Origin of the sequence: Psychrobacter aquaticus CMS 56, from assembly GCF_000471625.1 — a bacterium.
Lineage (GTDB): Bacteria > Pseudomonadota > Gammaproteobacteria > Pseudomonadales > Moraxellaceae > Psychrobacter > Psychrobacter aquaticus.
The window spans coordinates 267433-281412 of sequence record NZ_AUSW01000035.1 but is presented as its reverse complement, the minus strand read 5'-3'; the positions used below and the strand labels follow the sequence as shown (position 1 = coordinate 281412).

Annotated in this window: 16 protein-coding genes; 8 read left to right on the top strand and 8 right to left on the bottom strand. The window is 40.8% G+C overall.

Annotation, left to right across the window (positions count from 1 at the left end):
* Window positions 1-133: 133 nt before the first annotated feature.
* The 4 genes from lysS to M917_RS12950 all read right to left on the bottom strand — a co-directional run bounded on the left by lysS (window position 134) and on the right by M917_RS12950 (window position 4693).
* On the bottom strand, window positions 134-1666 hold the full coding sequence (gene lysS, locus M917_RS12965; protein WP_021815330.1) for a lysine--tRNA ligase: 1533 nt from the start codon (window positions 1664-1666) through the stop codon (window positions 134-136).
* A 51-nt stretch (window positions 1667-1717) separates the two neighbouring features.
* Window positions 1718-2107: a hypothetical protein gene (locus tag M917_RS12960; RefSeq protein WP_021815329.1), complete on the bottom strand. Its 390-nt coding sequence runs from the start codon at window positions 2105-2107 to the stop codon at window positions 1718-1720.
* 87 nt (window positions 2108-2194) lie between these two features.
* Window positions 2195-3286: a peptide chain release factor 1 gene (prfA, locus tag M917_RS12955; RefSeq protein WP_021815328.1), complete on the bottom strand. Its 1092-nt coding sequence runs from the start codon at window positions 3284-3286 to the stop codon at window positions 2195-2197.
* Between the two features lie 261 nt (window positions 3287-3547).
* Window positions 3548-4693: a beta-ketoacyl-ACP synthase III gene (locus M917_RS12950; protein ID WP_021815327.1), complete on the bottom strand. Its 1146-nt coding sequence runs from the start codon at window positions 4691-4693 to the stop codon at window positions 3548-3550.
* A gap of 302 nt (window positions 4694-4995) precedes the next feature.
* Between M917_RS12950 and pnuC the strand changes: the two genes are divergently transcribed.
* From pnuC to M917_RS12935, 3 genes are read left to right on the top strand one after another with little or no spacing between them, the layout of a single operon-like run.
* Window positions 4996-5757 (top strand): nicotinamide riboside transporter PnuC, encoded by a 762-nt coding sequence (gene pnuC, locus M917_RS12945; protein WP_040642812.1) that lies wholly within the window; start codon window positions 4996-4998, stop codon window positions 5755-5757.
* Window positions 5708-6319, top strand: a complete 612-nt coding sequence (locus M917_RS12940; RefSeq protein WP_021815325.1) for an AAA family ATPase — start codon at window positions 5708-5710, stop codon at window positions 6317-6319. Before pnuC ends, M917_RS12940 begins: the two co-directional genes overlap by 50 nt.
* Window positions 6320-6360: 41 nt before the next feature.
* Window positions 6361-6885 carry a TIGR00645 family protein gene (locus tag M917_RS12935; protein WP_021815324.1) on the top strand — a complete coding sequence of 175 codons (525 nt, stop codon included), beginning with the start codon at window positions 6361-6363 and terminating at the stop codon, window positions 6883-6885.
* 49 nt (window positions 6886-6934) lie between these two features.
* On the opposite strand, the gene M917_RS12930 is transcribed toward M917_RS12935, so the two are convergent.
* Window positions 6935-7618, bottom strand: coding sequence for a DUF421 domain-containing protein (locus M917_RS12930; RefSeq protein WP_021815323.1), 684 nt, complete (start codon window positions 7616-7618; stop codon window positions 6935-6937).
* An 80-nt stretch (window positions 7619-7698) separates the two neighbouring features.
* Here M917_RS12930 and M917_RS12925 point away from each other — a divergent pair, with 80 nt between their 5' ends.
* The gene (locus M917_RS12925) at window positions 7699-8637 is read left to right on the top strand and encodes a DMT family transporter (protein ID WP_021815322.1); all 939 of its coding nucleotides are present in this window, start codon (window positions 7699-7701) and stop codon (window positions 8635-8637) included.
* Between the two features lie 93 nt (window positions 8638-8730).
* Here M917_RS12925 and M917_RS12920 read toward each other — a convergent pair whose 3' ends face one another.
* The gene (locus tag M917_RS12920; RefSeq protein WP_040642811.1) at window positions 8731-9240 is read right to left on the bottom strand and encodes a BLUF domain-containing protein; all 510 of its coding nucleotides are present in this window, start codon (window positions 9238-9240) and stop codon (window positions 8731-8733) included.
* A gap of 329 nt (window positions 9241-9569) precedes the next feature.
* Window positions 9570-10505 carry a LysR family transcriptional regulator gene (locus M917_RS12915; protein WP_021815320.1) on the bottom strand — a complete coding sequence of 312 codons (936 nt, stop codon included), beginning with the start codon at window positions 10503-10505 and terminating at the stop codon, window positions 9570-9572.
* A gap of 97 nt (window positions 10506-10602) precedes the next feature.
* Between M917_RS12915 and M917_RS12910 the strand changes: the two genes are divergently transcribed.
* Entirely contained in the window at window positions 10603-11037 is a 435-nt protein-coding gene (locus tag M917_RS12910; protein WP_021815319.1) for a DMT family transporter, read from the top strand.
* 5 nt (window positions 11038-11042) lie between these two features.
* The gene (locus M917_RS12905; protein WP_040642810.1) at window positions 11043-11504 is read left to right on the top strand and encodes a DMT family transporter; all 462 of its coding nucleotides are present in this window, start codon (window positions 11043-11045) and stop codon (window positions 11502-11504) included.
* 70 nt (window positions 11505-11574) lie between these two features.
* On the opposite strand, the gene M917_RS12900 is transcribed toward M917_RS12905, so the two are convergent.
* A complete protein-coding gene (locus M917_RS12900; RefSeq protein WP_021815317.1) occupies window positions 11575-11973 on the bottom strand; it encodes a lysozyme inhibitor LprI family protein in 399 nt (132 codons plus the stop codon).
* Window positions 11974-12343: 370 nt separating this feature from the next.
* On the opposite strand from M917_RS12900, the gene M917_RS12895 reads away from it, so the two are divergent.
* The gene (locus M917_RS12895; RefSeq protein ID WP_021815316.1) at window positions 12344-13201 is read left to right on the top strand and encodes a hypothetical protein; all 858 of its coding nucleotides are present in this window, start codon (window positions 12344-12346) and stop codon (window positions 13199-13201) included.
* A 327-nt stretch (window positions 13202-13528) separates the two neighbouring features.
* Window positions 13529-13858: a hypothetical protein gene (locus M917_RS12890; protein ID WP_021815315.1), complete on the top strand. Its 330-nt coding sequence runs from the start codon at window positions 13529-13531 to the stop codon at window positions 13856-13858.
* Window positions 13859-13980 lie beyond the last annotated feature (122 nt).

Genomic DNA, 13980 nt, shown 5'->3' with positions numbered 1-13980 from the left:
AAGTGCTTATTTTAAGTGTATTTTTGAATGCCTATTATAGCAAAAAGCCAGCGCATTCGTCTGGCTTCTTACCGATTCTATAATAGCTTATCTCACGAATAATAAGCCATTTTAATTAAAGACTGACTAACTATTAGTCATGTTTACGGCGCATATGCGGGAATAAGATTACATCACGAATACTGGCAGAGTCAGTCAACAACATCACCAAACGATCAATACCAATACCCTCACCTGCTGTTGGCGGTAGGCCGTAAGACAAGGCTTCAATGTACTCTTCATCAAAATGCATGGCTTCATCATCACCAGCGTCTTTTTCAGCGACTTGTCCGCGGAAGCGTTCAGCCTGATCTGCTGGATCATTAAGCTCGCTAAAGCCATTAGCCAATTCACGACCGCCGACAAACAGCTCGAAGCGATCCGTAATCTCAGGGTTGTCATCACTACGGCGTGCCAATGGTGACGTTTCTGCTGGATATTCAGTAATAAAAGTTGGCTGGCGCAATTGATGCTCAGCGGTTTCTTCAAAAATAATGGTCTGCAACTTACCCACCCCAAAGACATCTTTGACTTGTTGCTTAAGAGTTGTTGCTGCGTACTCTGCTAGATACTCACGATCATTAATACGGGTCATATCAAAGTTTTCTGCATATGTTGCAATCGCATCCGACATAGACAGACGTGCAAATGGCGCTTTTAGGCTAATGGCTTCTTCTTGATAAGTGATCTCAGTGGTTCCCAATATATCCGTCGCCAACTCGTTAAATAAGCGCTCAGTCAAGTCCATCAAATCATGATAATCAGCATACGCTTGATAAAACTCAATCATGGTAAATTCAGGGTTATGACGGGTTGATACGCCTTCATTACGGAAACTACGGTTAATCTCAAATACTTTTTCAAAACCACCAACGACTAAGCGCTTGAGATAAAGCTCAGGAGCGATACGCAGATACAACGGCATATCAAGCGCATTATGATGGGTCACAAACGGACGCGCCACCGCACCACCTGGAATGGGGTGCATCATTGGCGTTTCGACTTCCATAAAACGCTCATTCAACATAAATTTACGAATACCGCTAATGACTTGACTACGCACCATAAAGGTATCACGGGTCGTCTCATTGGTCATCAAATCAAGATGACGGTTACGGTAGCGAGCTTCCACATCAGCCAAACCATGAAACTTATTCGGCATTGGACGTAAGGATTTGGTCAGAAGACTGATTTCTTCGATGTGCACATACAAATCACCTTTGCCCGAGCGACCGATATATCCTGAAACACCAACGATGTCTCCCAAATCTAGTGACTTAATGCTTGCACGTGTCTCGTCATCAAGCTCTTTGCGTGCCACATATAGCTGAATACGGCCCGTCATGTCTTGGATCACAATAAATGATCCACGGTTCAGCATGACGCGACCCGCTACGTTTACTTCTGTTTTTTCGCCATTAGCAGCCTTTTCTTCGATTTCTTGTTTTGAGACGCCATCAAAAGCCGTTTGTAAATCTTGCGCATAATCCGTACGTTTAAATGTATTCGGATACGGCTGTTTACCTGACGCGCTGATATCGTCTAGCTTGGCTTGCAGCTGTGCAATCAGCTCATTGGTATCTTGTACTGGAGTTTGTTCTTGATTTTGATTATTGGCTTTTGACATAACGCTCTCAAATTTTGATAAGTTAGTTTTTATATTTAAAAATTTATAAGATTAATCTACACACAAAAATCCTTTAGCAACGCCACCTTCAATGGTTTGACTGCAACCAAAAGGGCTATCATTGGCCGCGCACGTTCCTTTTACGTTTGCCGTGCCAGCCTCAATAGCAGTATCCGAATTGGTACATTTGCCTTGGCACTCAGAACTATTACTACAAGATTTTCCGGCATCTGAAAACTGCTGTACACAGCGATATGCTTGTAGTCGACCTTCTTTGGTGTACTTACCACCTTTTGCAAGGCATTCTTTTGCCAGTATCTCTACGCTTTTGGAGGGATAGGTGGCGTCGCTTTGTTCACTAGTCATTGCTGGTGTCTGACAGGCAGATATAAACAATAAAGAAAACAAACCCATAAAAAACAAAGCCAAACGATTATTCATAATAGTGCTCACAGGTAAAATATGGATCGATTTATAGGACGATTTAGGACAATACTGGTTTTTGCTGCTGCACTCACTAATAAAATATTACTGGTCACCGCCGATACTGGCCATCAAGTCAGCCTGATGCTCACGCAATAGCGCATCAAGGATTTCATCCAAATCGCCTTCCATAATAGCATCGAGCTTGTACAACGTTAGGTTAATTCGATGATCGGTCATACGACCTTGCGGGAAATTGTAAGTGCGAATACGCTCTGAACGGTCGCCACTACCTACCAAATCACGACGTATGGTGTCGGCGGCATCAACCTGCGCTTGTACCTTAACTTGCTGAATTTTGGATACCAGCATTTTCATGGCTTGGGCACGGTTTTTGTGTTGGCTGCGTTCTTGTTGACACTCTACCACGGTACCAGTAGGAATGTGCGTCAAACGTACAGCTGAGTCCGTGGTGTTAACATGTTGACCACCCGCACCTGATGAGCGGAAGGTGTCAAAACGAATGTCTGCTGGATTAAGGTCAACCGTATCATCAATCTCAACTTCAGGCATGACGGCGACGGTACAAGCTGATGTATGCACACGGCCTTGGCTTTCCGTTTCAGGCACACGCTGAACACGGTGCACACCAGATTCGAACTTGAGACGACCATAGACGCTATTACCCGAGACGCGAGTAATGATTTCTTTATAACCACCGTGCTCACCTTCACTGGCTGACAGCACTTCCACCGTCCAGCCCTGAGTCTGTGCGTACTTTTGGTACATACGGAACAAATCGCCGGAGAAAATTGCCGCTTCGTCACCGCCTGTACCTGCACGAATTTCCAAAAACGCTGGCACTTTGTCATTGGGGTCTTTTGGTAGCATCATGAGGTTGAGCGCTTCTTCCATCTCTACGATGGTGTCACGTGCATTATCAATCTCTTCTTGCATCATCTCTTTCATGTCAGGATCTGAGGCTTCTTTTAGCATGGCCTCTGCATCGGCCTGATCCGTTTCTGCACGCACATAGTTCTGCCATAAAGTAGTGATGTCCATCAAGTCGCTGTGTTCGACAGACAGTTCACGGAATTTATTATTATCACTGATGACGCTAGGATCTGATAATAAGGCGGTGACCTCTTCATAACGGTCTACCATCTGGTCTAAACGCAGGCGTAAGGATTCTTTCATAAAAGGACTTTTAATTAGATAAGAGGAATAAGAGCGTGATTATAGCAAATTTTTCGGGGTAAATTAAAACCTCTGAGCAATCTTGTGGTTATTGTGGACAATCGGGCCAGCATAAACCTCGCACCTCTCCTTGTACTGATATATTGTCATCCGTATCATCTTATGTTTATAACATGCTAATCATCAAAAAATACTGACACAAAAAAATAGCTAAGAACATTCTTAGCTATTTTGGTTACTACAAAAAACTCAGGATAAAAATTAAACTTTACGAACCAGTACCGAGCCGATTGAGTAACCAGCGCCAAATGAGCAAATAACACCCAAATCACCTGATGCTAACTCATCTTTATAGCGGTGGAAAACAATCATCGGACTGGCTGAGCTGGTATTGGCAAACTCAGCAATGACGCTCGGCGCAATTGATTTATCTGCGTCTTTGCCAACTACTGTACGCAATATCAGATCAAGCATGTTAGCATTGGCTTGGTGTAGCCACATCATCTTCACATCGCTGGCTTGCAGTTCATTCTCATGCAAATGCTCGGTGATAATCTCTGATACTTTGGGACAAACTTCGCGGAATACTTTACGGCCATTTTGCAAAAATAACTTAGGTGTGACAGGTTCATTGATATCAGCATACATCTCAGTCTGCGCGGCCAAATACTCAGAACGATCCATAAACCCATATTCATTGGTGATATTTGTCGAAAATTCTGTAAATAGCTTAGCATTAAGGATTTCATAGCCTCTTGGCGTATCTAAATCTTCAACAATAGAAGCCGTCGCTGCATCACCAAAAATGAAATGGCTATCACGATTGCGCCAGTTTAGATGCGCTGAGGTAATCTCAACGTTGACCACAGCAACACGTTTGGCAAGACCAGAAACAATAGAACCATGCGCTTGTGATAGACCAAAAGTTGCCGCACTACAGGCGACGTTCATATCATAAGCAAAACCGCCGACCATACCAATCTCATTTTGAATTTCGATGGCAACGGCAGGATAAGTGCGCTGAAAGCTTGAACAAGCAAGAATGATACCATCTAAATCATTGGCCTCAAGCCCTGCGTCAGCCAGTGCGTCTTTCAACGCTGCAGCACCCATTTCTGCCATGACAGACAGCTCTTCGCCCAAATTACGGTAAGCAATAACAGGTGCCATAATCTCAGGGTTTAAAATACCCTCTTTTTCCATCACATAACGTGATTTGATACCAGATACCTTTTCGATAAAGGCCGCTGATGAAGGTTGAAGTGCCGTCACAGTCTCTGCTGCTATCTCATCAGCATGCTCTGTATTATAATTATCAACATACTGGTTAAATGACTCTACCAATTCTTCATTACTAATACTATAAGGTGGGATATACAGGCCTGTGCCTGTGATACAAGTCGTCATGATAAGCTTCCTTGTCTACTACTATAGGGCTTGGGATAAGCATAAAGGTGGAAAAATAACCGTCATTCGTTTTCAGTGAATAACTGTAAACTTAAAATCAGTGCCTTTATTATGCCTGAATATTATTATTTTTCTAATACTTTGTTACAAATAACCTGTTTGTTGCGAAAAATTAGCAAAGATTGCCTCATTTTTAGGCAGCTACGTTATAATTAGCACGGTTCAGTAACCATCAGCTCGCCTGATTTCTGCTAAATACCATTTTCTACTAAATACAATCAATGCTCACATTTGGAAATGCAATGATAGAACTTGTTCACTGGTTATTTGGTCAATACGCTGATTATTCAACCCTATTCATAATGCTTGAGTTGATTGCTGTTATATTCGGTGTGGCAAGCGTCCTGCTCGCAAGCAAAACCAATATTTTGGTCTTTCCTATTGGCCTAGTTAGTACCGCTATTTTTGTTTATCTGTTATGGAAATGGCAGCTGTTTGGCGATATGTTTATCAATGCCTATTACACTATCATGAGCATTTATGGCTGGGTGAATTGGTCGAAAAGTAAGAAAGATAAAGAATATAAGCAATATCAAGATCATATACACCCAACTGGACAACAAAAAAACCAGATATCAACAAGCGTGAACACCCAACATACTATTGAGGTGACTCACCTAAATGCAAAAGACATACCGATATTAACGGCTCTAGCCACGGCGACTATCGCCTTTGTCGCGGGTGTTTATTACTTTCGGCCAGTGATTAATAATGGTTTTAGCTTCGATGGTGCGACCCTGGGTCTGCATTTATTTACATGGGTTGACTATACCGATATGCTAACCACTGCCTTATTCTTAATGGCGATGTGGCTCATGGCGCGGCGTAAAATTGAGCATTGGATACTTTGGATAATTGCCGATGCTATCTCCGTCCCTTTATACTTTTATAAAGGTCTCACCTTTACCGCGCTACAATATGTCGTTTTTACTTTCATCGCAATCTGGGCTTATTATGAATGGCAACGTCGCTATCGCCTCCAATCTCATCCAGCATACGCCTAAATCTGTCGTCAATGTAGCGATATTAGGGGCAGAAAGTACTGGCAAGACCACGCTGTGCCGTGATTTGGCGAGCCATTTTGGCAGCCCTTGGGTCGCAGAATACATGCGCACTTACCTGCAAGCGAAATGGGATGACGAGCAATTAACTTGTACGCGGGAGGATCTACTTCCTATCGCGCAAGGCCAAATAGCGTTAGAGAACCAACTGGCCAAACAAGCGGCGCAAATGCCAGACAAACATCATTATTTGTTTTGTGATACCAGTCTGTTTGAACTGATGGTTTACGCCAACTGGTATTATGGCGACTGCCCAAAAGCGTTAACTCATGCAGCATTGGCGCATCATTATGATCTGATACTATTGACTGACGTTGATGTCCCATGGGTCGCTGATGATCTACGTGACAGTCCGCACCAGCGTGAAGAAATCAGCCAGTATTTTGCCAGTCAGCTAAATAGGCATCAAAAACCATTTAGGCGTATTAGCGGCGGACGAGTTGAGCGAGTACAACAAGTGGTTGAATGGCTTGCTGAAATAACTAATATATCATCTGTGAAGTAGACAACTTATCCTTCTATTTTTAGAAATCTTAAGAGATATCCATGCTAAAAAACCTTGAACGCTACTTAGAAAGAACCATATTTAATAGTCGCTGGATACTAGCGCCTTTTTATTTAGGGCTCGTCTTAGGGATTATTTTATTATTTATAAAATTCATTCAAAAAACAATCATGATGTTCACTACTGTAGTGAACGCTTCTGTATCAGATGTCATTGTTAATATATTGGTGTTAGTCGATCTCTCCTTAGTAGCCAGTTTATTATTAATTATCATATTTAGTGGCTATGAGATATTTGTCTCAAAAATTGACACGGGTGATCACGTTGATCGACCTAGTTGGATGGGAAAAGTAGATTTTTCTGGTCTAAAATTAAAAGTCATTGGAGCCATCGTCGCTATTTCTGCTATTGATCTTTTAAAATCATTTATGGATATCCCTGATGAATTAAGTGATGCTGAAGCGGATAAACTGATGTGGAAGGTAATTATTCATATGACTTTTGTATTTTCTGGTTTATTGTTTGCAGTAATGGATAAAGTGGTTGGCGATACCAAAAAGCACTAGCATTACTTGTCTTATACAACCCGTTTGCTTAGTGCTCTTTGAATGTTTGTTATCTAACAATCTGGCTATTTAACGCCTTTGCCCATTCTTTACAGTTGTTCTCACAACGTTCACAGAGCTGGTCGGGCTCAGAGATATGATCCACATAGCCACAATGCATACACGCGTAATAAACCCCCGACTCTATCTTTTCGACTGGCTGATATTGTTTAGGGAAAAGCGGCATGCCATAGCGAGTTTTTTCAGGTGCATATAACAATACACTAAAGTTACCATCTGTCTCTAGCAGTCCAGTACGCACTTGCCCCAGATGTTCAACACCTTGTTGGCGCATTTCAGCAAAAAATTCATCATGTGACATTTTGCCTTTTTTAATCTTATCAAGTACCAGCTTACCTTCCTCTACAATATAAAGCGATTGACCCTCCAAAAGATTTTCAAACGCCTGAAAACTCGTCATAGCCCAAGTGCACAAACGATAAAGAAAGATAACGATACTCATAATAAGCACTGCCTGAATAATCGGCAAGTCCTCAGTAAACATAGGATCACCAGCGATAGATCCTAGAGATAAAATAATCGTCAGCTCAAAGATAGACAGTTGACGGACACCGCGCTTGCCTGTGAACCGTAAACACGTAATAATCAGCACGAACATCACTATGACACGTATTAAAATTTCAACGGCAAACGCCCAAGTCGTGTCGTAAATAAAAATACTTGCCCAATCCATATTTTTGTTTCCTATGTATCATTTAAGAAAAAGTTCGCGTATTTTATGCGAAAACTCACTTACCAATTGTAGGAATTATTTTGAAAGCCACGCTTTATACCGTCATTGCATTGGTTGCATTTGCCGCGAACTCTTTGTTTTGTAGAATGGCATTGGCAGAGGGGTATATAGATGCATGGAGCTTTACCATCATTCGGCTCTTAAGTGCTGCCGCCTGTCTGGGTATTATCATGACAATCCATACTTACCACTTACGGCGTCAAGCAGCAGAGCTTGGTAGTATCATCTCGACGGAGGCCATTTTAAACGATAAAGGCAGCTGGTTGAGCAGCAGCAGCTTGGTAGTTTATGCATTGTGCTTTTCGATTGCTTATGTGGCACTTGACACTGGCACAGGCGCGTTGATTCTATTTTCAGCTGTTCAGCTCACTATGATTGGTTGGGGTATTTACAAAAAAGAGCAATTAAGCGCCTTACAATGGATGGCATTTATCGTAGCAGTAATAGGATTTATTTATCTAATGCTACCTTCAGCCGCTGTCCCTTCACTGATGGCTGCGACACTCATGGCCATGAGTGGTGTGGCTTGGGGCGTGTACAGTATACGCGGTAAATCGTGCGTGTCACCGCTACGAGCCACAGGTTTTAATTTTATTAGAAGTCTAACAGCGATTCCGATACTGGCATTTGTAGGAATTTATCTGGGTGATGTAGCCATCAATAATTTCAGTTTAGACCATATAACAACCAAGGGAATAGTACTAGCATCTGTGTCAGGGGCGATCGCCTCTGGCATGGGCTACAGTATTTGGTATACCGCAATGCCTTTATTAAAAACCACACAAGCTGCCGTTGTACAACTGTGTGTGCCCGTGCTTGCAGCGACACTCGGCGTGGTATTTTTATCTGAGCCATTAACGATGCGGTTCGTTGTAGCAAGCGCAGTCATCTTAGGCGCTGTTTTGGTGTTTATTTTAAATAAAAAAGTACCGATAGCAGCAACTAAAAAAATAATGTAGACCGACTAATACTCGACAACAACAGTTTTGTCTATTGCCCTTGCAATAAACGACAATTCACCCTTATCAACAACATTCAGTCAAACTGCCTTATCAAAAACTACGATGTTTTGTTGCAGACTTATGCTTTTCTCTTTCCTCTTCAATTCTTGATAATATCTCAATAAACTCTATGATTTGTGCGCTATTTATTAGATAAGGATCAAAGTTAGTGCCTACCGAAAACTTACGCACGTATTCTCTATCCTGATCGCTAAGACTTAGATGCTTCATTGACCATTTACCCCAGCGTCGCTGTTTAACTTCAGTGCATTCTATAACTTGTAACGAAAAATGCCTTTCATCTTTAAACAACTTTCTCAACAACTCATTAATAACAGGTCTTGGACCTTCAATACTTTGGAGAAAATAGTCTTCACTGATTACTAAAGCACCAGTAACACCATTGCTCTGATTATTTCTATGTGCTTGTGCAAGGATACGAGTCACTTCCACATTTTTGTTACTTGCGTTATGACGGCTAACATAAGTCAAACGTAAAATAATATGCTCGCCTTGAGGCATATTTGAGTCTCCTTTTGCGAAAAGCTCAGACTGCTCCATAAAACTCCCCCGTGGCTTGGCTAAAATTTAATTAAATAACGTATCAAATAATTGATCAAGACAAGGCTAACTCATTCTGCATTTAAGCATTTTATAAAACCTATTTACATTATTTAGTTGTTTATGATCAATAGTGACCACTCTCTACTAGCTATAACCTAAAAAACCGATTCAAACAGTCTTAACGAATTTTTATTCTTTATCAAGCATATTGAAGTAACACTAATAGGTATTGCTAATGCTAATCGCCCTACTAAACAAGTGACTTGTTTTTATATTAGGCTCTGCAAGTAGCGTATGACTGTTTATTGTATTTAAACGACGAGTCCTCAATGCAGCTGCCAATAAAGCGGATTTCCATACACTTTGGCAAAGTAATCAATCAACGTTCTAACATTTAGTGAAACATGACGAGTGTTGGGATAGATAGCAGCTATATGTTGGGGCGTTGTTTTCACGGCGGTATTATAGTTGGGCAGTAATTTCACTAATGTACCGTCTTTTAAGTGATCGCCAATTAGCCAATCAGGGAATAGGACAATACCCATGCCTTTTAGGGCGGATACCAATAAGGATTCTGCATTATTGGACATAAGTAAGGCAGGCGCCAAGCAAGAAATCCAGTCTTCGTTTTTTGTCTTAAACAGCCAACGATTTGGGCCCGACGAACCTTTATATACCAACCCTTTATGATGGATCAAATCTGCGGGCGTTTGCGGTTTACCGTGTTTGTTTATGTACTCTGGAGCGGCGGCAAGATGATAAGTTTGCTCACCAAAAATACGTGCATGAAAGGCCGAGTCATTCAAAGTTCCAATTCTAAAAATAACGTCTGTCGCATCATGATGAGGGTCAATAAAGTCATCAGTCAACGTCAAGTCTAGCTGTAATTTGGGATACTGCGCACTAAGCTCTGGCAACCAAGGCGCGATATGTCGTTGTCCAAAAAATACGGGAGCATTGATTCTTAGTAACCCACCCGGCTCTAATGTCCTATCTTGCAACTCCTTTTTTGCCGCGTCCATGCTTTCGGTAATGGACTGTGCATAGATCATAAATACGCGACCCGCTTCAGTTGGGATAACGGCACGGGTATTACGATAAAAAAGCTGTTGCCCCAACGAGTCTTCTAATTGCTTGATAATACGGGACACTTTAGAGGCCGACACGCCTTCTTTTCGAGCCACCACCGAAAAACTCTGAGCATTAAAAACATTGATATAAAAAAGTAAGGTTTTTATGCTGATGCTATCTACCGTATTCATTTGTGCAACTTATGCAAAGGTCATTTCCATATTATAGCGTTTTTTGTGGGGATAAGCTGCTGTAGACTACACGCTATTGCTCATTAAGGATTTTTTCATGCAAATATTATTAGTGCTTATTGTCGTTTTAGGCGGCATGGGTTTATCTGTAGAAGCGGGACTACTTGGACCCTTAGGGAGTCAGGTTGGTGAGCTGTGGGCGACACTGAGTATTTTTGGTGTAGGTGCAGCACTGACATTCTTTTTAATGTTGTTTTTTAGTCCACGAGACAGCCCTTCGTTCTTCTCACAGCCGCCTTTATTGCTCGTGGGTGGTGTTTTAGGCCCTATTTACGTTGTGATATTGACGGTGGTGACTCCTGTCATTGGGGTGGCGATGACCATGATTGGCATACTTGCTGGGCAGGTATCTAAGAGTTTGATAATAGATCACTACGGGCTATTTGGTACTACGGAAAGAAAAATAGACAAGAGAAGAATTATTGCTTTGTTGTTTATTATTGCAGCACTGTTTTTCATGGCAAAGGGGTAAAATAAATGACGCTTTTTTTGATGATTATATTAGCAATAATTGGCGGCGCTACTTTGAGCGTTCAAGCAGCATTAAATGGTCGCCTTGGCGGCAACGTGGGCGTGTTCAAAAGTGCTTTTTTAACCTTTTCTGTGGGCGCTGTCGTGACAGCCTTACTTATCTTCTTCTTTGAACCAAATCATCCTGTTACCTTGATGGATGTGCCCAAGTGGCAGCTTTTGGGCGCATTGTGCGGCGTTCCTTATATTGTCATTATGGTGGTTGCAGTACAACGTATTGGTACGGCAGTAGCAACTGTAGCCGTTATTTTTGGGCAACTGAGTATGAGCGTGTTAATCGATAACTTTGGTTGGTTGGGCAATGAAGCAATCAGCTTATCTGGTAGTCGTATCAGTGCTTTAATCTGTCTCGCTATTGCCCTTTATTTTATTCATTCTAGTAGCAAATCAGAACCCAAAATCGCTTAATAACATGGTGTACTCTTGCTGACTGACCTGTGTTTATACTGAACCTTTTTATTAGCTATGTTCTATGTCTCTACTTTTTAAGATTCTGAATTTCTTCATCAAGCTGCACGCGTCGTTGATGTGTATACGTTGTTAAACAGCCATTGAGCGCCATTGAGTAGGCACTGCCACCAGTAAAATTGCGAGCAGAAAATTTACAGGCTTTGTCTCTAAAGTCAATCCATGCTAGTTGCACTGTCTTTAACTGCTTTTTCTCACTGCTATTTAATAGACGCTGTAGATCACTGTATGAACGATTCAGTTTCTTGTCTTCAGCTGACAATTCAGTTGCTGTGCATTTATTCATATCTGCCTGCGTATAAGCATTGTCGCAGGCATTGGCTGCTGATGCTTGCGCAGTAGCGAATAGTCCAACTGAAAACAGTGCAATACCAGACATTTTTTTCAAATTATTTTTAATCAATTGCATATGACACCTCGTAGCTATGATGGAATTCAAGAATTTTAGCATAGGGGTTACTCGACTTTTATCTCAATCCTGTTAAGAAAGGTCACAAGCCCGATTTTGAGTAAAACGACTATTACGATTTATACCACTGTAAAGCAGCAGTTCTCTACAACCCTTAACGATAAAGGCTTTATCGATGAATGATAACTACTGTATATAACCTTATAGGGGTTGTCATAGCCGTTATAAAATTTGATTTATCGAGTATAACGGTTGAAAACCCAAGATCTCAGGCCCTTTATTTACATTAAGATACTGAATAAAAGAAGTGACTAGCTTAATATCGAGTATTGATATCTTTCAATGAATAATTTAAAAAGGGCTATAAACCATGTCAAACAACTCCCCTAATAATAACGTAGAAAATGACTCACCAGAAACTCGTAAAAACAGTCCTGTCACATCTGTAGAAGTCTTAAAGGGTGATGATGTCATTTCTGATGACGAACATTCTGATCATCAAGACGATAAGTCTAATAAAGACGATAAGTCTAATAAAGACGACACGTCTGATAAAGATGACACGTCTGATAAAGACGACACGTCTGATAAAGACGACACGTCTGATAAAGACGACACGTCTGATAAAGATGACAAGTCTGATAAAGATGACAAGTCTGATAAAGATGACAAGTCTGATAAAGACGACACGTCTGATAAAGACGACACGTCTGATAAAGACGACAAGTCTGATAAAGATGACAAGTCTGATAAAGATGACAAGTCTGATAAAGATGACAAGTCTGATAAAAGCGTGACGATAGCCAATATCTATCAGTGGGCTACTAAACTCAAAGATGACTTTATGTCTGATAAAAGCGATAAGTCTGACGACAATAAGTCTGATAAGTCATCCGATAGTGACAACTCTAATGATGATAGATCAGACAGCGATAAGTCTGACAAAGATGACAAGTACAGTGCCACAGTAGCCAATATTTACCAATGGGCTGCTAAGCTTAAAGACGATCTTAAGTCTGAAGCTTCTGGTATGACTCATGGGGTTTCTGAAAAAGCAGTTGCATTACTATTAAATAAACTCTTAGTTGGCGTAGATGCTGAATTAGAGGCCTTTGATAAAAAGGTAGAAGATTCTGAAGAATCAGTACCTAATGCAAAAGAAGAACGCAGTAAGCTTGTCGATAAAAAAGAAAAATACCAAGGTATGATCGATCAATTAGAAAGCTAATCAGCCACTTGCCCAGTCTATTCGTTTTAGGCTAAAGGCACCATAAATCCAGTGTTAGATGTTTGCATAAAACGTCTGACACTGGATTTTTTATTGTCTTTTTTTCCTAACTCAGTGCTAGTCACATTTTTATAAATAGTATAGCTATTAATGTCTCGATGGTACGTTCTGTTGATTGTCGTTAGCCATGATAAGGATAAAAAGAAAAAAATAGTTGACTTAATGCATAAATTCATATTATAACATATATAATATTCGTTATTTTGAATATAATGAGATACTCTTTTTTCTAGGCACGCTCATAAGAAGAACTATGGAGGAACCAACATGATGTATTTAAGCTACACTCTCAAATGCTGGGCATTAGGTGTCACTTTTTTCTTGGTTTTTTATTTTATGGTGGTTATGAGTGATCCAAGCTTTAGCAAATATCTTTATATGCTGGCACTCAGCACTTTATTATTTCCCATTGCTAAGCGTGCCATCGATACGATGACAGATTTTTTCACATCAAAAAATGTATTATTTAATGGCTTATTACTTTCGATGTTGATTAATATTGTCATTTGGATATTTACGCCATTTATCGTGGCGCTCACCGCGATTGCATTTATATTCTATAGCGTGGGTGTGCTGACAGAAAAAATCAGTCATTAGGGCATGTTGGAACATTCAAACATGACACTGACAGAGACTATTTATGAATATCAAACCCGCCTTAATTTTTTCAAATAAAAAGGCTGGATTAGTAATTACCAATCCAGCCTAAAAAATCAAAA